19 protein-coding genes are annotated in these 22237 nt (G+C 70.0%); 7 read left to right on the forward strand and 12 right to left on the reverse strand.

Features of this window, described 5'->3' with window-relative positions:
• Positions 1 to 53: 53 nt before the first annotated feature.
• From ABH935_RS46505 to ABH935_RS46525, 5 genes are all read right to left on the reverse strand, one after another.
• The gene (locus tag ABH935_RS46505; RefSeq protein ID WP_370384425.1) at positions 54 to 1349 is read right to left on the reverse strand and encodes a hypothetical protein; all 1296 of its coding nucleotides are present in this window, start codon (positions 1347 to 1349) and stop codon (positions 54 to 56) included.
• A gap of 135 nt (positions 1350 to 1484) precedes the next feature.
• Positions 1485 to 2939 carry a condensation domain-containing protein gene (locus ABH935_RS46510; protein WP_370384426.1) on the reverse strand — a complete coding sequence of 485 codons (1455 nt, stop codon included), beginning with the start codon at positions 2937 to 2939 and terminating at the stop codon, positions 1485 to 1487.
• On the reverse strand, positions 2936 to 3874 hold the full coding sequence (locus ABH935_RS46515; protein WP_370384427.1) for a helix-turn-helix domain-containing protein: 939 nt from the start codon (positions 3872 to 3874) through the stop codon (positions 2936 to 2938). The genes ABH935_RS46510 and ABH935_RS46515 overlap by 4 nt, the downstream gene beginning before the upstream one ends.
• A 105-nt stretch (positions 3875 to 3979) precedes the next feature.
• Positions 3980 to 6496, reverse strand: coding sequence for a lanthionine synthetase LanC family protein (locus ABH935_RS46520; protein WP_370384428.1), 2517 nt, complete (start codon positions 6494 to 6496; stop codon positions 3980 to 3982).
• Between the two features lie 16 nt (positions 6497 to 6512).
• Complete coding sequence (locus tag ABH935_RS46525) at positions 6513 to 7211, reverse strand: SflA family class IV lanthipeptide (RefSeq protein WP_370384429.1); 699 nt, start codon at positions 7209 to 7211, stop codon at positions 6513 to 6515.
• A 181-nt stretch (positions 7212 to 7392) separates the two neighbouring features.
• On the opposite strand from ABH935_RS46525, the gene ABH935_RS46530 reads away from it, so the two are divergent.
• From ABH935_RS46530 to ABH935_RS46540, 3 genes are read left to right on the forward strand one after another with little or no spacing between them, the layout of a single operon-like run.
• Positions 7393 to 7848, forward strand: a complete 456-nt coding sequence (locus ABH935_RS46530) for a helix-turn-helix domain-containing protein (protein WP_370384430.1) — start codon at positions 7393 to 7395, stop codon at positions 7846 to 7848.
• Between the two features lie 45 nt (positions 7849 to 7893).
• Positions 7894 to 8424 (forward strand): hypothetical protein, encoded by a 531-nt coding sequence (locus ABH935_RS46535; RefSeq protein ID WP_370384431.1) that lies wholly within the window; start codon positions 7894 to 7896, stop codon positions 8422 to 8424.
• Between the two features lie 7 nt (positions 8425 to 8431).
• Positions 8432 to 9628: an MAB_1171c family putative transporter gene (locus tag ABH935_RS46540; protein WP_370384432.1), complete on the forward strand. Its 1197-nt coding sequence runs from the start codon at positions 8432 to 8434 to the stop codon at positions 9626 to 9628.
• A gap of 33 nt (positions 9629 to 9661) precedes the next feature.
• Here the strand turns inward: ABH935_RS46540 and ABH935_RS46545 are convergent, their stop codons facing one another.
• Together ABH935_RS46545 and ABH935_RS46550 are read right to left on the reverse strand one after the other, a co-directional pair.
• Positions 9662 to 10603 carry a hypothetical protein gene (locus ABH935_RS46545; protein ID WP_370384433.1) on the reverse strand — a complete coding sequence of 314 codons (942 nt, stop codon included), beginning with the start codon at positions 10601 to 10603 and terminating at the stop codon, positions 9662 to 9664.
• Positions 10604 to 10754: 151 nt separating this feature from the next.
• Positions 10755 to 11156 (reverse strand): hypothetical protein, encoded by a 402-nt coding sequence (locus tag ABH935_RS46550; RefSeq protein WP_370384434.1) that lies wholly within the window; start codon positions 11154 to 11156, stop codon positions 10755 to 10757.
• A gap of 217 nt (positions 11157 to 11373) precedes the next feature.
• Here ABH935_RS46550 and ABH935_RS46555 point away from each other — a divergent pair, with 217 nt between their 5' ends.
• Positions 11374 to 12897 carry a hypothetical protein gene (locus tag ABH935_RS46555; protein ID WP_370384435.1) on the forward strand — a complete coding sequence of 508 codons (1524 nt, stop codon included), beginning with the start codon at positions 11374 to 11376 and terminating at the stop codon, positions 12895 to 12897.
• Between the two features lie 16 nt (positions 12898 to 12913).
• On the opposite strand, the gene ABH935_RS46560 is transcribed toward ABH935_RS46555, so the two are convergent.
• The 5 genes from ABH935_RS46560 to ABH935_RS46580 all read right to left on the reverse strand — a co-directional run bounded on the left by ABH935_RS46560 (position 12914) and on the right by ABH935_RS46580 (position 19248).
• Positions 12914 to 13630, reverse strand: coding sequence for a TetR/AcrR family transcriptional regulator (locus tag ABH935_RS46560; protein ID WP_370384436.1), 717 nt, complete (start codon positions 13628 to 13630; stop codon positions 12914 to 12916).
• A gap of 5 nt (positions 13631 to 13635) precedes the next feature.
• On the reverse strand, positions 13636 to 14484 hold the full coding sequence (locus tag ABH935_RS46565) for an SDR family NAD(P)-dependent oxidoreductase (protein WP_370384437.1): 849 nt from the start codon (positions 14482 to 14484) through the stop codon (positions 13636 to 13638).
• A gap of 125 nt (positions 14485 to 14609) precedes the next feature.
• A complete protein-coding gene (locus ABH935_RS46570; protein WP_370384438.1) occupies positions 14610 to 16283 on the reverse strand; it encodes an MFS transporter in 1674 nt (557 codons plus the stop codon).
• 117 nt (positions 16284 to 16400) lie between these two features.
• Positions 16401 to 17255 carry a helix-turn-helix transcriptional regulator gene (locus ABH935_RS46575; RefSeq protein WP_370384439.1) on the reverse strand — a complete coding sequence of 285 codons (855 nt, stop codon included), beginning with the start codon at positions 17253 to 17255 and terminating at the stop codon, positions 16401 to 16403.
• Positions 17256 to 17889: 634 nt separating this feature from the next.
• On the reverse strand, positions 17890 to 19248 hold the full coding sequence (locus ABH935_RS46580) for a carotenoid oxygenase family protein (protein ID WP_370384440.1): 1359 nt from the start codon (positions 19246 to 19248) through the stop codon (positions 17890 to 17892).
• A gap of 182 nt (positions 19249 to 19430) precedes the next feature.
• On the opposite strand from ABH935_RS46580, the gene ABH935_RS46585 reads away from it, so the two are divergent.
• The 3 genes from ABH935_RS46585 (at position 19431) to ABH935_RS46595 (ending at position 22235) form a co-directional block, all read left to right on the forward strand.
• A complete protein-coding gene (locus ABH935_RS46585) occupies positions 19431 to 20087 on the forward strand; it encodes a TetR-like C-terminal domain-containing protein (RefSeq protein ID WP_370384441.1) in 657 nt (218 codons plus the stop codon).
• A gap of 148 nt (positions 20088 to 20235) precedes the next feature.
• Positions 20236 to 21261 (forward strand): DUF1702 family protein, encoded by a 1026-nt coding sequence (locus tag ABH935_RS46590; protein ID WP_370384442.1) that lies wholly within the window; start codon positions 20236 to 20238, stop codon positions 21259 to 21261.
• Positions 21262 to 21326: 65 nt separating this feature from the next.
• A complete protein-coding gene (locus ABH935_RS46595; protein ID WP_370384466.1) occupies positions 21327 to 22235 on the forward strand; it encodes a DUF1702 family protein in 909 nt (302 codons plus the stop codon).
• Positions 22236 to 22237 lie beyond the last annotated feature (2 nt).

Below are 22237 nucleotides of genomic sequence, written 5' to 3' on the forward strand. Positions count from 1 at the left end.
CCAGCGGATCCTTCTTAAACCAGTGCGAAGCCGTCAAAAAACGCCCTTGACCGTCAACCCACAAACAAACCGCACCCGCCACCAGCACCCACACACAGGCCAGCAGCGCCGTTTTCACAGGTAGCTATGCTGTGTTTCCCTCTCAGCTCAGCCGTGCGTCGTCGTGACGGCGAGCGTGCGCGACCCGGGGTTCCCCTGCTGCAAACTGCTCCAGGACCCACCGCCGTAAGGCTGCCCGCCCCGGTGGCGACGACCGAGAACAGCGTGTTGGAGTTGTCCCCCTGCGGGTCCTCGTTCGCTCCCGGCACGATGCTCCAGGCGCTGCCGTTCCAGTGCTCGATCATGGTCTGGTTGACGCCGGCCGACCCGGTGGCCGCGCCCACCGCCCACACGTCGTTGCTGGACAGCGCCGTGACGCTCTCCATGAAGTTGCTCCCCTGGCTGGGTGTGTCGACGTTCGGGATCTTCACCGAGGTCCACGCCGAACCGTTCCAGTGCAGCGCGAGGTTGTTCGAGTCGCCGCCGGTGTCGCCGAGGGCTGTGCCCACGGCCCAGACGTCGTTCGCGGAGACGGCGTGCACCGACTGCAGGGTGACCTGGCCGATGGGCAGGATCGGCTGGTCGGTCCAGCGGGTGCCGTCCCAGTGCAGGATCAGGTCGTCGCTGTGGCCGCTGGAGTCGTCGATCTGGTAGCCGACGGCCCACACGTTGGTCGGGGACAGCGCATTGATGGACCTGACGAAGTTGACCGACGAGTCCACGGCGGGCACTTGCACCACGCTCCACGCGGTCCCGTTCCAGTGCTCGAACAACGGCAGGATCTGGTTCCCGCCGCCGGTCGTGAAGTAGCCGGCCGCCCACACGTCGTCGGCGGAGGTCGCGGTGACGCTGGTGAGCACGTCGCCTTCGGTATCCGGGTTCGGGCTCGGCACGATCGACCAGGCCGAGCCGTTCCAGTGCTCGATCAGCGTGGTGTTCGAGGCGATCGGCAGAGCGGAGTTCTGGAAGCCGACCGCCCAGGCGTTCGTCGGCGACACGGCCGCGACGGCGGCGAGCTGGCTGCCGGAGGTCCCGTCCGGAGTCGGCGAGACCGACCACTTGGTGCCGTTCCAGTGCTCCGCCAGCGTGTGGTCGGTGGTGCCGGGGTCGGTGGCGAACCCGACCGCCCACACGTCGTGCGTCGACGTGCTCGACGCCCCGGTCAGCAGATCGTTGGAGATCGGCGCGGTTTCAGTGTTCGGAGTGGAGACAACCTGGAAGATCGAGCCGGCCGCTTCCGCCTCGGTGGCACCGGCCACCATCAGGCCCGCGACGGCCAGCGCCAGGAAGGGGATCACTCTGTTGCGCATGCTGTCCTCTTGATGAGTAGATGGAACAAGTTCCTCTCATCCAGAGATACGGCGAAGGGTTACAGGCAAAGCGTCCCAAAAGCCGCCTTCAGTCGCCGCACTGCGCGAACCCGCGAACCCGCGCGCCGAACACCCTCACCCCACAGGCTCCGCCTCCGCGACCGCCCTTACCCCGGTCACCGTCGCCGGATCGCAGGCCGCTGCGACAGCCAGCGACTCCATCGTCCGAGCCAGCGTCTCCATATCCTCACTCGTCACGTGCCATGTGTCCGCCGACACCAGCACCGTGACCGCCTCGTCGTCATCAGGCACGTTGTCGATGGTGACCATCAGCCGCTCGTTGAAGAACGGCAGTGCGCTCCACACCACCGGCGCCGGCGTCGCGGCGGCCGCCGTAACCGCCTCGACGCTCGGCTCCGACCCCGGCGCGGTCCCGCTGCGCTGCGATGGCCGGTCGTTGTAGTAGCACAGCGCCAGCTCCTCCCCGCGCTCGCGTTCGACCGTGGCCAGCAGCGTCTTCCACTGCTCCAAGTCGAAGTACGCGTACTTGTACGTACGCGTCACGGCACGCTGCGCGCGCTCGATCACCTCGTCCACGGTCGCGTCGGCGACGTCGACCACGAACAGCCCGCTCTGGCTGACGTTCCCGACGATGTCCGCCATGCCGGGCCGGAAGCGGTTGCTCACCAGCATCTGCGCGGCGGTCGGCTGCTCCCCGGTCAGGCGGGCCAGCGCCGTCGCGAACAGGCCGAGCAGCACCGCGGAGACGTCGCAGTCCAGGCGGTGCGCGACGCGGGTCGCCCCGAGCAGGAGGGGAACCGACCGCAGCGTCGCCCTGCGGTAGCGGGATCCCGTCTCGGGCACCGCCGCGGTCGGTCGTCTTCTCGGCAGCGCGGCCAGTTGGCGCTCCCAGTAGCGCAGGGACGCGTCGCTCTGCCTCCGTCCGGCGGGCGTGGCCTGCTGGACGGTCAGATCCAGCGGGTGGGTCGGCACCGGGCCGCGCGCCTGGCCGGTCACCGGGTCGCGGTGGAGGAAGTCCTCGTACATCGCGAACGCACCCGCGCCGTCGGTCGCGAAGTGGTTCAGGACGGTCAGCAGGTGCGTCAGCACGCCGGCGCGGCGTATCAGGACCATGCGGATCGGGTACTCGTGCTCGTCGTCGAAGTTGCGCTGTTCGTGTTCTGCGACCAGCGCCGCCAGCACCGCGTCGAGGTCGGCGCCGGGGTCGATGTCGAGGATCTGCAACGGGGCCGTGCCGGAGGCGTGAACCACCTGGATCGGGGGACGGCCCGCCTCGAAGCGCAGCAGGGTCCGCATCGCCTGGAAACGGTTCAGGTAGAAGCGGAGCTCGTCGGCGAAGTCCTCGACGGTCGCCGTCGGCGACAGCTCGCGCAGCGCGCACATGTTCATCGACGAGCCGAGGTTCCGGATCGCGCCGAGGATGTGCTGCTGGCCCCAGTTCAGGCCGCCGTGGCCGGCGTCGTCGCCGGAGAACGGAACGTCAATGGTCTGGCTCGAAGCGATGTGGGACAACGCGGAGTCCGGTGTCACCTCCGAAGACAACTCCGGCGACACCGGAACCGCGGTCATCCCACCCCGCCCATGCTCTTGATCGCCAGCCGCAGCCATCTACGGGTCTCCTCGGGGCCGAGCGCGGCGGCGCGCTGCTGTTGGAACGTGAGCGTGTACCGGTCTATCTCGTCACCGCCGTCGACCAGGCACCAGCCGACGACACCCCCGACGAACCCCACGTGCTCGGCCGGCTTGGTCGCCGGCGCGCCCTGTTTGGGGACCTGCTTGACCTGCCGTGCCGACCGGGCCTGCTTCTCCCCCGACCCGAGCGTCATCAGCGTGAATCCCGTATGCGCACCCGGATACACCCGGCCGTCCGGGATCACCCGCACCTCGGTCCGCGGATGCCGCGAGACCTCCAGCAGGTACGCGGCCTGCCGCACCGCGACCGACCGGTCGCCCCAGCTGCGCAGCACCGCGTGCGCGTCCAGCACCACCTGCACCCGCGGCCCGGCCTCGACCGCGAGCCGGGTCTGGCGCCGGGTCAACACCGAGGCCAGCGCCTGGCGCTCGCCGGGGTTCTTGTCGGGCCAGAGTCCTGCTATCAGCATCCTGGTATACGCGGCGGTCTGCAGGATGTCCGGCACGAACACCGGCGCGAACACGTCCAGGGCGACGCATGTGTCCTCGTACTCCAGGTAGCGCTGGAACGGGGCCGGCAGGGACCCGGCCTCACCCTCCTGCCACCAGGTGCGCCGCAGCGCCTGCGAGGCCTGCTCGACCAGCTCGTCGGTGGTCGAGGCGTCCAGGTCGTAGACGCGGCACAGGGCCCGCACGTCGTGCGGGTTGACGGCGTACTGCCCGTTCTCGATGCGGGAGATCTTCGCCGCCGACATGGCGTCGGCCGGGGTGAGCCGGTGGGCCACCCGTTCCAGGGTGAGTCCGGCGCTGACCCGGTGCGCCCGCAGGGCGGCCCCGATCCTCCGGTGCCGCAGAGTCGCGCGTTCGGTCATGGATGTCGATCCGCCCCCTGACGTCGTCACGGCTCCATCAGGCCTCGACCTTACTGGTCCGTGCGGCCGCTGTAAACTGGAGTGAATGGAATGACAGAACTTGATTCACATCAGCTGTCGCGACGTGGTGGCCAGCCGATTCCCGCCGCGGTGGCGCAGCCGCCGCAGAAAGCCCAGCACGCCCGACGTGCCTCCTGCCCAGCCTGCACTGGTCCGCGTAAGTTCCACATCAGGGAAAACCGGCTGCGACCAGGTCCCCCCGCTGCGGGCCAGGACGAGCTGGGCGATCACCGCGGCCTGGTGCCACCGGCGCTCGTCCCCGGTGGCTTCGGCCAGGTCTATGAGGAAGTCCCCGACGCCGGCCAGACCGCAGCACTGGACCACCTGCGGCATCCGCGGCGCGATCCGGACGCAGGCGTCAGCACACTGATCAGCGAGCTCAAGGTATCTCAGCTCACCGACACACTCCGCCGCCCGGATCAGGACGCTGCCGATCCCGGCCAGCCCCCGGCACCACGAGCCGTAGCGCCGTGTTCCTTCAGGGGCCAGAGCACGGGCCAGGAGCGCGGGTATCAGGGCTGCGAGACGGTCGCAGGCCGCACGCGCCGCAGCCGCCGCCACGACGTCTCCGGCACGCCCGACTCCGACGCCGGCTCCGACGCCAGCCTCGGCCCCGGCTCCGGCTCCGGCTCCGGCTCCGGCTCCGGCCGCAGCCCCGACGACCCGGCTGTACTCGGCAAGGAAGTACGCGACTCCCGCGTCCCCGTGCGCGATCCCCGCCGCGAGCGCCGCGTTGCCGGGCTTGGCCGCGTCGGTCGGGGTGAGCGTCGCGATTCCGCTCGTGATGAGCCGGTGGCATTCGGCGGCGCTAGCCAGGTGGAAGTCCCAGACTCCGCTGTGCGACGGCGAGACGAAAGCGTCCGCCATCAACAGATGACCGAGCCCGATGCCCGCCGCGCCTTCGACGAGATCGGCTTCCGGCGGCCCTCCGTCGAGCCGTCCGCGCGGCAGCAAGCCGTCGTGGTCGTAGGGCAGACCGGCCTGCTGGAGGAACAACGCCACGCCCATGCGTCCGGAGTAGAGGCTGGCGGACAGGTCCCGGGTCTGCCGCGCCGTCCAGCGCGCCAACAGCTCGACGACGTCCGCGACGCCCGGCCGGTCCCGGTGCTGGAGCAGCTCCCAGCCGAGCCCGGAGCTCCCGGCGTACAGATCGGTCGGCCCCGAACCTTCGCGGACGGTATCCCGCGCGGCTTGGACGCAGTACGCGACCGCGTCGGCGATGATCTCGTCGAGCAGGTCGTCGTCCGGAATCGGCGGCAGGTGGCCGGCGTCGGAGACCTTCATCAGAGTCCGGATACGACTCGACACCGCGGGCGGGACGTCGGCCGCCTCCAGCCCGGCCAGCGTTCGATCGCGGTTGACCAGGGCATCGTCGTCGATGAGCACCGGTTCCAGTCCGGTGGCGACGAAGCCCAGCGTGACGCCGAGCGCGTAGAAGTCGTCGTCAGTGTCCTGCGGACGGCCCGGCGCGCTGTAGCCGAGCGTCGCCCCGCCGGGCCCGAAGCCGTCCATCGCGCTGATCCCGAAGTCGACGAGGTGCGGATGCCCCGAGGCGTCCAGAACCACGTTTCCCGGCTTGATGTCCCGCACGACCACACCGCGCCGATGCACCTCGTCCAGCACCGCGGCCAGCCGGTCGGCCAGCGCGAGCGGATCGCGGTCCGGGGCGCCGAGGCGGTAGGGCCCGTTCTCCAGGACCTCGCGCCGCAGATCCCGGGCGCCGGAGTCGGCCATCACCAAGAACTCGTCGCCAGCGTGCTCGAAGTAGTCGACGAAGCGCGGGATCCCGTCGATCCCGTCCAGCTTCTCCAGAACCAGGCGTTCGTGGCGCAGCCGGTGTCGTGCGTCCAGCTCGGCGTCGTCCTCCGCGACGAAGGCGCGCGCCTGTTTCAGCACGACCCGCGTGTTCAGGGCGCGATCGATCGCCCGGTAGACGTTGCCGTGCGCCGCGCGGACGATCCCGGCGGTGATCTCGTACCGGCCGCCGGCCAGCGAGGCCGACGTGCCGGCCGGCTGCGCGTCCGACCCGTCGGGCTGGAACGGGTCGACCGCCCACGGCGGGCACCGGTAGTTCCCGGTGGCCAGGCCGTCGAAGCCCTGTCCGTCGGGGCCGATCATCACCGATTCCAGGCGTCCGCCGGACCCGGTGCGGTAGGTGGCCTCGAAGGGCCCGTAGCGGTAGTAGACCGGCGCGGAGGGCGATACCCGCATGTCACTCAGAACGCGCGGGCCGTCGATCCCGTTCAACACCTCGACCAGGACGGAAGCGAGCTCGACGACGGTGCCGGGGGCGGGGTAGACGGTGACGGCCTTGCCGACCGCGCCGGGGCTGCGGAACCCGGAGTTGAGGACTCTGAGGATCTCCGGGGTCCGCGCGTACTTCACATGGCACACGTACTCGTCCAGCACCGGCAGGACCCGGGATACGACCTCTTCCAGGGTCGCCGGGCGGGCCGAGACGTGCAGCTTCCAGCCGTGCGCCACCCCGGGCATCCGCGGATCGACACGGTGCACCCAGTTCTCGTCGGTCCGCCTTCGGCGGCCCGCGGTGGCTTCGCTCATCGGTGGAACCGGCGCGCTACAGCTCGCAGTCGAAGCGGGTGGTCGCGGTCGGGTACGGGTTCGGCAGGCACGCCTGGTGCTCGCGGGAGTCGCTGTCCTCGAACGCGAGGAGCTTGTCGAGGATCACCAGGTCCGCGTCGGCGGAGGCGAGGAGCTTGTTGGAGACCACGCGGTCCGCGTCCACGGAAGCGAGGAGCTTGTTGGAGACCACGCGGTCCGCGTCCACGGAAGCGAGGAGCTTGTTGGACAGCGACCGGTTCGCGTCGGCACTCGCGAGCAGCTTGTTCGACAGGGACCGGTTCGCGTCGGCACTCGCGAGCAGCTTGTTCGACAGGGACCGGTTCGCGTCCGCGCTCGCCAGGAGCTTGTTCGACAGGGACCGGTTCGCGTCGGCACTCGCGAGAAGCTTGTTCGACAGGGACCGGTTGGCGTCCGCGCTCGCGAGCAGCTTGTTGGACAGCGACCGGTTCGCGTTGACGGCCAGCACGTCGCGCACGTTCCGCTTGAGCGAGTCGCGCACGTTCGCGCGCAGGGGCTCACGCACGTTGAGCTCGCGAACGTTGGCGCTGCGCAGCGGTTCGCGCACGTTACGCTCACGGACGTTGAGCTCACGAACGTTGGCGCTCCGCAGCGGTTCGCGCACGTTACGCTCGCGCACGTTGCGCGTGGGCTCACGCAGGTTCTGCTCCGCGAGCAGCGGGCTTGCAGTGGGCATGAACGACCTCCAGGTTGGGAGGGATCAAGGAATGAGTCAGCGGTCTGACTCTTTTGCGAACCTAGAACAATTCATTCTGGCTGACAAGACCTCAAGTGCCGTCCACGACGGCTGTTGCTCGATCGATTAGCATGGACCCCGATTCGGGCTCGTGGGGGCAGGCATAGAGGGGGTCGACGGGGTGGCACATGACGGGCCTGGTGGACGAAGGACGCTCGCGGAGAAGATCGACATCCTCTTCCAGACGGTGCGGCGGCCCAACCGGGAGCTGTTCAGCAACGACGAGGTGGCCACGGCCTGCCGTGAGGCGACCGGTGAGAGCTTCTCGGCGACCTATTTGTGGCAACTGCGCACGGGGCGCAGGGACAACCCCACAATGCGACATCTGGAAGCTCTGGCGCAGTTCTTCGAAGTCCCGGTAGCCTATTTTTTCGACGATGATCAGAGTACTGCCATCGCACGCGAACTGGAGCTGCTCGGCGTGCTGCGCGACGCCGGGGTGCGCAACGTCGCGCTGCGGGCGTTGACGTTGTCCCCGGAGGGCATCGACACGCTCAACGACATGATCGACGTCCTGGTACGGCACGAGGAGAAGGCCCGCACGGCGCAGGGCAAGGGCGGCGCCGAAGAAGACTGACGTCGAATCATCCGGCGAGGCGAGCCGGCGCGGAAGAGGTGGCCTGTGGGGACGCGCGACGGCCGGGCCGAACTGTGGCGCAGGTGCCAGACCGTGGTGGACCGGCTGGACCTGCCGGACCCCTTCGACGCCGAGGGCTTCATCGCCACCCTGGCCCGCAAGCGCGGCCGGCCGATCGAGCTGATCGGCGTGCCGGCCCGCCCGGACCGGCCGTGCGGCCTGCTGGTCACCACCGCGCGGACCGACCTGATCATCTACTCCAGCGACACCAGCACCGTGCACCGCCAGCACATCCTGCTGCACGAAGCCGCGCACCTGGTCTGCGAGCACGACGCGGCCGGCCCAGGCCCCGGCGGGGGCGTCGGCACGCTGCTGCCGCACCTGTCCGCCTCGCTGATCCGCAGCGTGCTCGGCCGCACCGTCTACACCGAGCCGCAGGAACGCGAGGCCGAGCTGATCGCCACGATGATCCACCACCGGGTGGCCCGCGGCCGGACCTCCCCGGCCCGGCCCGTGCCGCCCCGCCCGCGGGCGGACACGGTGATCGAGACCATCTTCGGCCGCGGCGAGGTCTGACCCGCCGATGTCGGACCTCGCCGCCTACCTGGGCGCGGCGGTGCTGATGGCGCTGGCCGCCTGGGCGTTCGCGGTCGAACTGCGCGGCGGCCGGCACCCGATCCGCTGGGCCGGCCTGGCGTTCGCGCTGCTGGAGGGCTGCTCGCTGGCGCTGCTGGCCCCCGGCACCGTCGGCCTGAGCCACGCCGGCGTCGACGGCCTGTCGGTGATCGCCCTGGGCGACACCGTCCGCACCGCCGCCCTGAGCTTCCTGATGCTGCTGGCCTGCCTGCTCAACCCGCGCCCGGCGCGCCGCCGCTCGCCGTCCGGCCAGGCCGCGATCGCGGTTTCGGTGCAGGTCGCGATGGTCCTGCTGTTCGTCGCCGCGCGGCCGACGCTGAGCGCCGACGGGAACCTGGTGGCCGACCCGCACGGCCGCTGGCCGCTCGCCGCGCGGGTGGCGCTGTTCGCCGCCTACGCGGTGTGGGCGCTGGTCGAGCTGTTCATCGCGCTGCTGCCGCAGGCCCGGCTGTCCCCCACCGGCCCGCTGCGCTGGAGCGTGCGGCTGATCCTGGCCGCGGTGTGCGTCGGGGTGGTGTGGTCGCTGTGGTCGTACGACGACATTATCCGGGTCCTGCGCTACGGCCGGCTCGACGGCAGCGAGGACACGGTGTCCAACATCCTGGGCGCGGTGTGCGCGACGCTGGTGGTCGCCGGGGCGCTGATCGGCAAGTGGAGCGTGGCTTTCCGGGCGACGGCCCGCTGGCTCCGGTTGTGCCGGTGCTACCTGGTGATGGGGCCGCTGTGGTCGGCGCTGCACCAGGCGATGCCGCAGATCGGGTTCCCCGAGGGCGGCCGGCCGCTGCTGGCCGGACGGCCGGCGGGGATCGAGTTCGCGCTCTACCGGCGGGTGATCGAGATCCTGGACGGCCGGCTGGTCCTGCGCGCGTACCAGCATCCGGCGGTGGCGGCCTGGCTGGCGCAGTCTCCGCCGGACGCCGCGCTGGTCGAGGCCGCGACGATAGCCACCGCTTTGGAGAACCTGCGGCACGGACGCCGGTTCGCCGGTTCGCGTGAGTCCGGCGCCGCGACCATCGGGGACGGCGGGCTCGCCCCGACCGATCTGGACGCCGAAGTGCAGTGGCTGTCGCGGGTGGCGTGGGCGTTCCGGCGCTCGCCGCTCATTCCGGAACTGCTGGAACGGCTGCGTGCCGAGGAGGGGTGAAGTGGGGACGTCCCCACTTCACCCTCGCCGCCGTCAGCCCTGCTGGTTCTTCAGCAGCTGCGCGATGTCGATGGTCTGGTCAGCCGGCGGCGCGGTGACGGTGACCGGCGCGCTGCTCCAATCTGTGTAGGTGAGGTCGCCCGAGATGACACCGACGGCCGTGTTCTCGCTGAACTTGATCTCGGCCGGCAGGCCGTTGCCGTCGACCCACACGTCGTAGGTCGTGGTGGTGATACCGGCCTGCTTGACCGCGGCGGTGAGCATGTCCAGGTCCTGCTGGGTCAGCCCGCTGCCGGCCGAGGCCTTGACCAGGTCGGTCGGGCCCATGGTGCCGGCGAAGTGCAGCGTCTGGACGCCGTCGCGCTGCTCCTGGCCGACCTGCCTGAGGTTCGGCGAAGCCAGCAGGCCCTTGAGCTGCAAGGTCGGGTCGTTGTTCTTCGCCATGTCCTTCACGAAGGAGAGGCTCGACATCCCCGGGACGCCGCTGAGGTTGTCGAAGTCGATCTTCATCCACTTCTTGCCCTGCAACGCGGCCGCCAACTGCGGGCTGTTGCCCATGCTCATGTAGGCGACCGTGCCGGCCATCCGCATCTCTATCCGCCCCACCTGGGACAGCGCGGCACCGGCCTGCGGGTCGGTGGAGGAGATCGTGGCGGTCAGGTCCATGGCCTGCGACGAACCGAAGGACATGGAGCCGGAAGCGTCCTCCTTCATACTCGGCATCGGCATCGTGACGCTCATGTGGACCTTCGCGCTCTGCTTCGCGGCCACCGCCTTGGTGGACTGCGCGACCGCCTGCGGCGCGGTCATCTTCGCCAGCAGCGTGATCGCCTGGCCGGAGCCGCCGGAGCCGCCGGAACCGCCGGAGCCGCCGCCCTGGGCCGACCCCGTCGTGCCGGACGACGAGCACGCCGTACCGGTCGCGGCGACCGCGGCTGCGACGACGCAGACCGGAATGATGCGATTCTGACGCATTTGATCCCACCCCCATGCGTGAATGACGAGAACTGAATCGTAACTCCGCGAACAGATCGTCGTGACCGCTATTGCGTCAGGACCCTGCGACCACGGTGCGATCCGCCTTTTCCCAACAACGTGTCGGCAAGTATTTGAGCAAGCCCGAATTTCACCCGGCCAGCATGATCCCGACGAACAGGGACGCCAGCGCGGTGAGTCCGGTCAGCGCCCCGAAGGCCGCGATCGCGCCCTTGCTCTTGGCCTGCGCGTGCAGGTACGCGGTGAGGCCGGAGGCGGCCACCACGACGTACTTCACGATCAGCGTGGTGTGGTACGAGCCGTGGTCCTTGTCGTGCTCGGCGATGACGTTCCACACGCCGGTCAGGATCAGGACGGCGAAGGCCGGCCAGGCGATCCGGTTGAAGCCGTCGGCCGCCGCCTTGGTCACCTCTGACCCGGCCTTGCGGAGCACCGGGACCAGCGCGGCCAGCGTGATCTGCCCGCCGACCCAGATGGTCGCGGCCACCACGTGAAGGAACAGGCGGATCGTGTCCCAGTGCACGGCGAGCATGGCGGGCCTTTCTTCGACAGGGCGGGGCGGACCGTATTCTGCCGCACGGCGCGGTCCCGGCCGGAAGGTGGTTAGGCCGAACGGCGCCGGGCGTGTGGGCATGATCACTGAGAGTCCTTATCGGACGCCTACTGGGGGTCTCATACGGTGCTGCGCGGACGACGGCTCAAGCCAACGGGGGCAAGGCCCGTCCACTCCGTGAAGGAGATCAATCACCATGTATTTGCGCAAAAGCCGCCGCGTGCGCGTACGGACGGCGCTGGGCGTCACGCTGGCCGCGGGGCTGGCTGTGGCGACCGCGACCGCCGCAACCGCCGCGATGGCCGGCGGCTCGGATAGGACGGGGCGGCCAGCCGCCGGGACTGCGGCGGCTGGCCGGACGGCCGCCGGGGTGACGGTCGGCACCGGCGCGTCGCACAGCTTGTCGCCGAGCTACTTCGGCTTCGCCTTCGACTACGGAGGCGGCAGCATCTACCCCTCGGGCACGACCGGCTACCCGGCGGCGGCGTATCCCGAGCTGGCGGCGCTGTCCCCGTCGACGGTGCGCTGGCCGGCGGGGACGTCGGCGAACTACTGGGTCTGGACGAAGGGCCAGCCGGTGGGCGATCCGTTTATGACACCGAACCCGACGCCGGACTTCCACACGTACCTGTCGGATCTGGAGAAGGCGTACAACCAGACGCGCGTGCCGCCGGTCTTCGTGCTGAATGTGATGACCGACTCGCTGGCCGACCAGGAGAAGATGCTGGCGCAGGCCAAGACCGACGGGATCCCGATCGACTACGTCGAGCTGGGCAATGAGCTGGACCTGTGCTTCAACACCGACTACGCGAAGTACTTCCCGACCGGCACGGACTACGGCTCCACGGTCGTGGGCCCCTGGTCGCTGGCGCTGCACAACCTCTACCCGGGCCTGCGGATCGCGGCGGTCGCGGGCTACGAGGAGCCGACGAACGCCTGCGTCCGGGACCGCACCTGGAACCTGGACACGCAGAACGCGGTCGCGGCGACGGTCGCGAACGGCACGGGCCGCGAGCCGGACGCGTACATCATGCACGTCCACCCGACGTACCCGAACGCCCTGACCCCGTCGAACGTCGGCAACTTCCTCGCCGGCCCGGACAACTGGCCGGCACGGGTCCAGAAGACGGCGACGCAGAGCGACTTCCCGCTGCCGAAGCCGGTCTGGCTGACCGAGGTGAGCTTCAGCCTCTCGGACACCTTCGCCAACCCCCCGCAGGACACCTACGGCGTGGCGCTCTACAACAGCAGTCTGCTGATGCAGCTGGCCGCCGACGCCCCCGCCACCGACCTGGCGGAGTTCTGGGCCGCGTTCGGGAACGAGAACTCGTACGCGTACACCGCCGACCCGAAGAACAACGTGCCTCTCGCCCTGACCCCCGACGGCCTGGCGATGCAGTGGCTGGCCGAGGCCGGGAGCAAGGCCACGTCAGTGACGCCGCTGACATTCACCGGCGGCCCGACGATCGGCACCGGCAGCCCGGGGCTGGTCGGCGTCAGCTTCAGCGGCGGCGGGGCGACGCACACGGTGCTGCTGAACCTGAGCAGTACTCCGGTGACGGTGCCGGTGTCCGCCGGTGGCCCGGTGCCGACGGGGACGTACCAGCAGGTGGCGGGCGATCCGACCGCGATCGTGCGGACGGCGGCATCGCTGAGCCCGACGACGGTGACTGCGAGCGGAACGCTGACGCTGCCTGCTTACTCGATCAGCAAGATCTGATGCGCGTGGCGGGTTCTTAGCGGTGGCGGTCCCGGTTCGCTTCAGCGGGCCGGGACCGCGCCGCCGCAAGCACGTCCCCCGCGATCCACGCGAGCATCGTGTCCAGAACCTCATCCTGCGACACATCGCGCGAGGTGCCCTCGGCAGCAAGGACGGCCAGCGCGTGAACCGCCGACCACAGCGCGAAGACCAGCCCTGGGCGCCGGTCCGACAGCGCGTCGAGGAAGGGGGCGACCCGGTCGGTAATGAGGAGCCTGACAGTGTCCGGGCTGCCGTGGCACGCCATGGCGAACAGGCCGGGGTAGGTTTTCGCGAAGCTGACATACGCCTCGGCCACCGTGCGCAGACATGCTGCCGCCGTTGCGATCGCGTACTCGCGCACCGGGACGCTCTCGATCAAGCTCGCGCTGGCCCCCGCAATCGGCCTCTCGCGCCGCCCCGCGCCGCCGCCCGGGCTCGCGTCGGCCTTCGCGCTGGCGCCGGCCGCGAAGCTCCCCAGCGCAGCGTCCACTCTCTCCGCGAGCAGTGTCAGGGCCCTGTCCTTCGTCGCCGTCAGCAGCTCCTCTGCCTCCGCGAAGTGGCGGTAGGCGGCCGGCGGGGTCACGCCCACGCTGCGCGCGACGCCGCGGACCGTCACCGCTGCGGGGCCGCCGTGGCGGGCGAGGTCCAGGGCGGCGTCGGTGAGGGCGGCTCGGAGGTTGCCGTAGTGGTATGTGGAGCGGTAGATGGGCATCACGGTCAGCGCTTCGGGGCGGGGAACTGGCGGGCCACGAAGCGATCGAAGGCGGGGTCCGGCAGGAGGCGGCGCATGGTCAGGGCGGCGCGGGCCAGGGGGCCGACCGGATAGCGGGCTTTGGGGCGGCGAGCGGTCGCCGCGCGCTCGATGGCGGCGGCGACCTTTTCCGGCGGTACCGCGAAACGCCCTGCCGAGGTGCGTCCTTCGTGCACTGCGACGGCCCAGGTCGCCAAGTCGTCGTAGAACTCCTGGTAGGGCGACTCGGGGCGCCCCGCGAACTGCATCAACGCCGTGGCGAAGAACCGCGTGTGCACCGTCGCCGGCTCGATTAGCGACACCCGCACGCCGAACTGCGCCACCTCCATTCGCAGCGAGTCGCTGTACGCCTCCAACGCGTGCTTGGTCGCGTGGTACAGCGCGCCGCCGGGCGGTGAGAAGCGCCCCAGGATCGAGGAGATGTTCACGATCCGCCCCGCCCCCTGCGCCCGCATCCCCGGCAGCACCATCTGCGTCAGCCGCAGCGCACCGAACAGGTTCGTCTCGAACGATGCCCGCACACTGTCCAGCGCCACCTCCTCCACCGCCCCGTGCACCCCGCTGCCGGCGTTGTTCACCAGCACCCCGACCGCGCCGTGGTCCTCGACGATGCGCTTGACCACGGCGTCGGCGGACGCCTCGTCCGTCACGTCCAGTCGCAGGGTATTGATGCCGAGCTCGGCGAGCGGCGCCAGAGCCTCGGGGTCGCGTCCGGTCGCGTAGACCGGCAGCCCGGCCCGGTGCAGGCACGACGCCGCAGCGCGGCCGATACCGCTGGAGCAGCCGGTGATCAGAGTCGCACGCGAAGGCGCCATCAGAGGTTCCCTTCCTCAGTGCCCTGACGTCGGTGGATTGACGTCAGTGGATCGGCGTCGGTGGATTGACGTCGATGTCCACTATGTCGCCGCGCGCGGACGGGGGTTTATTCCGGCTTGCCCACTTAGTCCGCCGCAGCCACCGGGTCCAGCTCCAAACCGACGCCGCCGAGATCCCGCGTGATGTCCTCCAACCCCCGCCGCCGCGTCTCAGGGCCCGTAATCAGGAAGCACGCAGCGGCGATCACCAACGGAATCGCCCCGATCAACGCGGTGGTCCGGATCCCGGGCACATTCGGCTCGCTGACCACCACCGCCAGAATCAGCACGCCCCCGGCCTTCGTCATCCCGGCCGCCAACCCCGTCCCGCGCGCCCGGATCCGCGTCGGGTACACCTCCGAGGCGTACGCCGCGACCATCGCCACCACCGAACTCACCGCCGACAGCGGCACGATCAGCAGCAGCGACAACGCCATCCGATGATGAGCCAGCGAATCCCCGCCGATCACGAACCCCGCCATCGCCGCCGCCGTGACCGCCGATGACACCGCGATCGACTTCCGTCCGCCGAACCGGTCGTACAACCACGCCATCAGCACCGTCAGCGGCAGCCCGATCAACGCGGCGTTGCGCACCACGTAAGCCGAATTGACCGCCGAGTACCCGATCCGCTGCAAGTTCGTCGGAACCCACAGCTGGAAGCCGTACGTCACCAAGCCCACGCCGAGCCCCAGCACCGCGATCGCCCCGGTCGGCCCCAGGAACGGCCGACGCACCAACGTGGCATAGCCCACGCGCGCAGCGACGGCGCCCACCTCGGGAGTATCAGCACCCTGCACCTCCCGCGCACCGTACCGAGCCATGATCGCCTCAGCCTCGGCCCGCCGACCCCGCGCGATCAGATACCGCGGAGACTCCGGAATCCAGTGGTTCAACACCAGCAGCAGCACCCCGGTCGGGATCCCGATCAGCCACAGGATCCGCCAGCTGTAGTGCGGCACCAGCTTCGCCGCCACCCAACTGGTGATGACGTAAGCCAGCGCGATCTCCCCGCCGATCAGCACCATCAGCCCGCCGCGGTGCCGGGCCGGAATCGTCTCGGCCATCAACGCGAACGTGATCGGCAGCATCCCGCCCGCCGCGATCCCCATCATCAGGCACATCAGCAGGTTCCACTGGAACCCCGGCATCGCCCCGCAGATGGACGTCGTCACGAACAACAGCCCCGCGTACATGATCGAGGCCCGCCGCCCGGCCCAGTCCGCGAACGACCCCCACACCAGCGACCCCAGCACGGTCCCGGTGATCCCGACCAGCGGCAGCCACGCGGCAGCCGGATGCCCGTGCGGATTCCCGGGAGCCTTCAGGCCGTACTCCTTCGCGAAGCCGGGGACGACGAACCCCAGCGACGTGGGCTTCATGACGTCGATGGTCACCGCCACCGCCATCACCGCCAGCAACGCCACGTGCTGACGACGGATCGGCGCATCGTCCAACGCCTGCACCCGCACCCGCGTCACCGACCGCCGCAGCCCCGCACGATCGCTCGGCAGCACGCCGTACAGCGCCGCGACCAGCCCGACCCCGATCAGCGCCATCCCGATGATCATGGCGGCGTCCGGCGCCATCCCCTTGAGGCGGTAGCCCATGTCCCGGGCGCTGTAGTACATCGGCAGGTGCAGCAGCACTCCTGCGGTGCAGCACAGGGCGCCGAGCCAGAAGGCGATCGGATGCTCGAAACCACGTGCCCACGGCGCGCGCTCGCTCGGTACGGACTCGGTCGGCGGGGTTCGGCTCACGCGGCGGCTCCTTCGATAGCGGTCGGAAGTCGCCACATATATTCGAGCCCTGCTAAGCGCACGGCTTCTCCTATCGTGCGCTTTCTCCAGGAAAAGCAGCTCTGATGGACTTTCGAGTCAGACACAGTGCGGCGACGTGAGAAGCTCCACCGCCGCGCGAGCCGGCCGATCGGCTCGCGAAGTGCGCGGCGCGACAGCCTGCCCGAGCGAGACCGAGCGCCCCGGCGCCGCGTACTGCACGGTGTCCGGCAGCGACGCGCCGTCCAACTCCGGGAGCGCGACCAATACCGGCAGGTCGAGAAGCCCCAGCGGATGCAGTTCGAGATCGAGGTCGACGTTCTTCTCCCGCCGGATGTGGAGCGGTTCGACCGCTCCGACGAACAGAGGCCTGCGGATCCACGGCCGCGGATCGACGTCGCGCAGCCCGACCGCCGCGGCGCGGATGAACCACGCGCCGTCCGGCACGTCGTCGAGCCGGAACGGCCCCGGCGCGTCCAGGACGTCGCAGGCCACTGGCATGCCCTGGGCGATGGGGCTGTCGAAGGCGCCGATGTAGATCCGCAGCGGCGCGGCGGTGGCCGGCAGGCCCACCAGACCGCGGACCACGCCGCGGGCTCCGGGAACGACGACGGGCAGCGGGACCGGCATGCCGGAGCGGGACAGTTGCCGGTAGCGCGCCGGCGAGACGCCCACGCTCTTGGTGAAACGGCTGGTGAAGGTGCCCAGGCTGTTGTATCCGACCTCGTAGGCGATATCCGTGACGTTCCTGGAGGACTGCAGGAGGATGTTCTTGGCCTTCGACAACCGCACTGCCGCCAGGAACCGGCAGGGCGACGTCCCGGTCAGCGACCGGAAGACTCTGGAGAAGTGGAATCGGCTCAGACTCGCCGCCGCGGCCATCTCCGACAGCGTCAGCGGTTCGTTGTACCGGTCCCACATGGCTTCGATGGCGTGTTCCACCGCCGGTTGCATGGTTCGTCTCCCCTTAACGGATGAGCTGGCCAGGCGTCGCGCGCCTTTCCTCGTCCGCCATCGAACCCTGACGCGATACCCGCCGGCCGGACATGGATGAGAACCCATGTCCCGCCATCTTGCAGATTTCCCAGTCCCGGCTCCGGGGTGAGGCGGCGTCGCACCACCGCCCTCCAAAAGGCCGTCCGGCGGCACGCGTCCGCTCCTGGCCGACAGCGGGCGCGATCCACCGAAGGCTGAGAAAAACAGGCCCGATGGAGTGGATCACCGTAACGACATGATCCGTCCTTGATCTTCTCTTGCCACCTAAGCGGCAGATCAACCTGTCACCAGAAAAGCGACAGACACGCAAAATGCCATCGAACACCCGTTACTCCCGTTGCGCGGAAGCTTATACGAACACTGAGCAACCCCGCAATAGGGGCATCCCGGCGCATGAGGTTCAGGTCGGGACGATGAATTCAGGATGCGACAGCTGGGTCTAAAGGTGTCCTTTGGGTCGAGTCCGCTAGGCGAGGCCACTGGCTTGTCAGCTGTCCACCCTCACCCGAATGACTGAGCCCTGACATCTTCCGGATTGCCCCGCACTAATGGCGGCGCCCCTTTCCCCGGCGCCATTCCCACTTGCCTCAGATCAGTGGGCTGCGATCCATCCGGCGTGGAAGCCGTGCGGCACGCGCACCGGCAGCCGGATCTCGGCGACCGGCGGGCCGGTGAAGTCCGCGGTGTCCAGCACCACGAGGTCGCTGCGGTCGTCGGCGGCGTCGTAGACGAAGCTCAGCAGCCAGCCGTCGGCCTCGGGCGCGTCCGGGGCGCGCGGGATGAACGCCGGTTCGCCGGTCAGGCGACCGGGGCCGAACCGGTGGACGTCGGTCCCGCCGGTCAGCAGGTCGTGCCGGACGAGCGCCGGTCCGGCCAGGACGCCGCAGGAGCCCGGCCGCATCGACACCGCGAACGCGTAGCGGTGTGGCATACCCCGGAAGCGCTCGTCCATGCCCGGGAACTCCACGATCGCGTCGTCGAGCTGCCGGTCCTCGACCACGGCGCCGCGCTCGGGGTCCAGGACCCAGCGCCACAGAGTCGGCCGGGACTCGGCCGGGCTGAGGCGGTCGGCGTCGAAGACGCGGTCGTGCCGGACGACGTCGACGACCACCCGGCCGTCGGCCTCGTAGGCGTTCACCGGGTGGAAGACGTAGCAGGGTTCGACGCCGATCCACCGGACGTCGGCGCCGGAGCCGTCGCGGGGCAGCACGCCCAGGCGCGCCGCGACGCGGTCGTCCCAGGCGTAGGGAACGCGGCTGCCGCCGGCCGCCGCAGCGGCGTTGTAGACGACCGGCAGGTCGTAGAGCACCGCCTGCCGGTCGGTCAGGGAGAACGCGTGCATCATCGGCGTGTGGCCGAGCTCGATCGGCTCACAGCGCCGGACCCGGCCGGTGACGTCGATGGTCAGGTACTGCACGTATCCGCGTCCCGGCTGGTAGGCGACGGCGTAGAGCTCGCCGGTGACCATGTCGCGTTCCGGGTGTGCGCACAGGCCGTCCGGCAGCGTCTCGTCGAGGTCCGAGCGCGCGATCGTGGTCAGCTCCGGGCACAGCTCGACCGGCAGCACGCCGCCGTCGCCGAGGGCGAGGGTACGGCCGGCGTGTCGCAGGATGTTGTCGTTCGCGTTGTCGGACAGGCCGCGCCGTGGCCCCGGCGTCGGCAGCGTGCCGAGAGCGCGGCAGACCCGGTCGGTGCGGATCCAGCGGTTGCGGTACCACTCGGCGCGGCCGGCGCGGATGCGGACGCCGTGGACCATCGCGTCGCCGGCGAAGGCGTGGCCGCGCACCGGATCCGGGGCCTGCAAAGGGTTCGGGCCGATGCGCAGCAGGGTGCCGTCGAGCTCGGCCGGCAGCCGGCCGGCGACTTCGAGGTCGAAGACGCTGAGCTCGTCGGCGACCGGCCGGTAACCGCCGAGCGGACCGGCTGGGACGAGGGTGGGGGATCCGGTCATCGTCGGACCTCGATCGATATCAGCGTTACATAACGGTGTTATGTCCGCATCTTCCCCCGATCCCGGGCGTCGGTCAAGATGAGTGCGGACCCTGATTCCCCTCGATCCGATCGGCGGACCCGCACTTCGATGAACGCCGCCTCAGCTGTCCCAGCCACCCCGGCCCACCCGGGACTCGTCCGATGAGCCCCCGCCAGGCCGACCCCGAGCTCGGCGCGAACCTGTTGGAGGCCGCGGCCCGCTTGCTGGCCGAAGAAGGGCCGTCGGCCCTGAGCACCCGCCGGCTGGCCGCTGCGGTCGGCACCTCGACCATGGCCGTGTACACCCGCTTCAGCGGCATGGACGACCTGGTGCGCGCGCTGGTGCACGAGGGGTTCCGACACCTGGCCGGCCGGATGGGAGCGGTCGGCGCGTCCGGGGATCCGGTCGCTGACGTCGCCGAACTCGGCATGGCCTACCGCGAGAACGCCCTGGAGCACAGCCATCTGTACGCGGTGATGTTCGGGGGCTCGACGCTCGTCGGGTTCTCCCTGACCGACGAGGACCGCAGCCACGGCCGCTACACCCTGGCCATCCTCATCGACGCGGTCGAGCGCTGCATGCAGGCCGGCCGGTTCAACGAGGGGGACGCGCAGCTTGCCGCGCACCGGATGTGGATCGCGCTGCACGGGCTGGTGACGTTGGAACTCGGCGGGTATTTGACTGAGCCGTATGACGCGGACACGTGCTTCGAGGCGCAAGTACGAGGGCTGATGCGCGAGGCCGGAGACGACCCGGATGCCGCAAAGGAGTCGATGCGGCTGGCGTGGGAGCGGCGCGGATCGGTTGACGGCCGCTGACCGAAACACCACCGCAACAACCTCATCGGTGACCCGCACGCCAGGAGAAGCCCACCCGTCGGCCATAGCAGCATCCTGAGAAAGACCGATTCCGCACCGCGGCCACCGATCCCCGGCGCCGCGCCGGCATCCGGGAGACAAGGACACTATGGCGGCCCTGCTGGGAACCTTGCGGCGTCTCGCGCTCACCCCGTCGTTCGCGAAGGTGGGGTTCCGGAAACGGGGCTTCCCCGTCGCGGCCACCGCGTCCACCGAGCAGCTGGAAGCGATTCCGCAGTCAGTGGTCTGCGGGTTCGAGTGGGGTATCGAGACCCGGACGCTGGGCGAGTTGGAGCAGCGGCTGCGGCTCGTCGACGTCGAGGTGCGCGGCTTCGCCTATGAGGGTGCTGCGATGGCCTACACGATCCGCGACGCGATGGCCGGCGGTCGGGGTCGTCGGGCGCAGAGCCTGCTCATGGGTTCGGGACAGCCGCACATCTTCTTGACCTACATCGGCATCGGCTTCGCGATGTCGCATCTGCCGCGGCCGTTGTGGCGCACCGTCATGCCGGACCTGACCGGCTCGGCGTTCTACCCGACGATGAGCTGGTTCGCGGTCGACGGCTACGGATTCGACCTGGCCTACTTCAAGACCCGCAAGTGGGTGGAAAGGCAGCGCGTCCCCAAGCCCTATCCGTGGGACGGGTCCCCCAATTACTTCGTGCGTGCCGTCGATTTCGGGATCGGGCGGGCCCTGTGGTTCATCCACGGCGGCGATCCGCTGGAGACCGTGGCGGCGGTGCGGCGTTTCGCTCCGCGGCGCCAGGGCGACCTGTTCAGCGGGGTCGGGCTGGCCGCGGTGTTCGCAGGGGGCTGCGAAGCGGAGGACCTCGGTGTGCTGCTGGCCGGTGCCGGTGAACACCGCGCCGAAGTGGCGCTGGGCGCGGTGCTGGCCGTCAAGGGCCGGCACTTCTCCGGCCACGTTCCGGAGCACACCGAGGCCGCCGCGAAGGTCCTCACCGACCTGTCCGTCGAGCAGGTGGTCGACCTCGCCGACCGCACCGAGGTCCCCTACGGTGCCGGCACCTGCGCGGCACCCGCCTACGAACAGTGGCGTCAACGCATCCGCGACCACTTCACCGCCGCCGCGGTCATCCGCGCCGCCGACGGCATCCGCCGCCTGGAAAGGAACTGACCGTGGCCGGCACTCTGCGGGCGCTTCGGCGCCGCGTCCTGACCCCGAACACCAAAGCCGTGCTGATGTCCGAGCGCGGGTTCCACATCAAGAACGCCGACTCGGCCGCTTTGCTGGAGCGCGTCGGCGAGGTCTTCCTCACCGGCTACGCGCACGCGGCCGAGGCCAAGACCGTCGCCGACGCCGAGGCCGGCCTGGAGCAGATCCCGGTCCGCTTCCGCGGCTTCGCCTACGAGGGCGCGGGCATGGGCTACGCCGTCCGCGACGGCATGCCCATCGGCGGCTCCAAGCACTTCGCCGAATTCCTCACCGGCCGCGCCAAGCACCACGAGTACATGGCGTGGGTCGGGATGGGCTGGGCGATGGCGCGCCTGCCCCGCTTCCGGTGGCGCCGCTTCACATGCGCGGACCCGCTGATGCGCTGGCTGGTCCTGGACGGCTACGGCTTCCACCAGGCCTACTTCAAGACCGAGCGCTACGTCCGGCAGCAGTACCGCGAGTCCACGTTCCCGTGGCCGGGAGGCGAGCACGCGTGGTACGCGCCGCGCGCCATCGACCAGGGCATCGGCCGCGCGATGTGGTTCGTCTGCGGGACCGACCCGGACCTGGTGGTCGAGACGTTCGAGGGGTTCGGCGCCGAGCGCCGTCCCGACCTGTACGCCGGGGCCGGACTGGCCGCGACCTACGCCGGCGGCGTCGACGAGGTGGAGCTGCGCAGGTTCTGGCACCGCTCGGGTGCCTACCAGCCGCAGGTGGCTCAGGGTGCTGCGTTCGCCGCGACGGCCCGGTACGAGGCCGATCTCGTCGTCCCGCACACCGAACTCGCGCTCGACGTCTTCTGCGGCATGACGCCCCGCGAGGCCGCGGAGCTGTGCCAGAAGGCGCGACCGACCGGTGACGAGGGCTCGCTTCCGGCGTACGAGGTCTGGCGTCAGCAGATCTCCGACGCCGTCGCGGCCCGTACGAGGAGCTAGCC

Origin of the sequence: Catenulispora sp. GAS73 (assembly GCF_041262085.1) — a bacterium.
GTDB lineage: Bacteria > Actinomycetota > Actinomycetes > Streptomycetales > Catenulisporaceae > Catenulispora.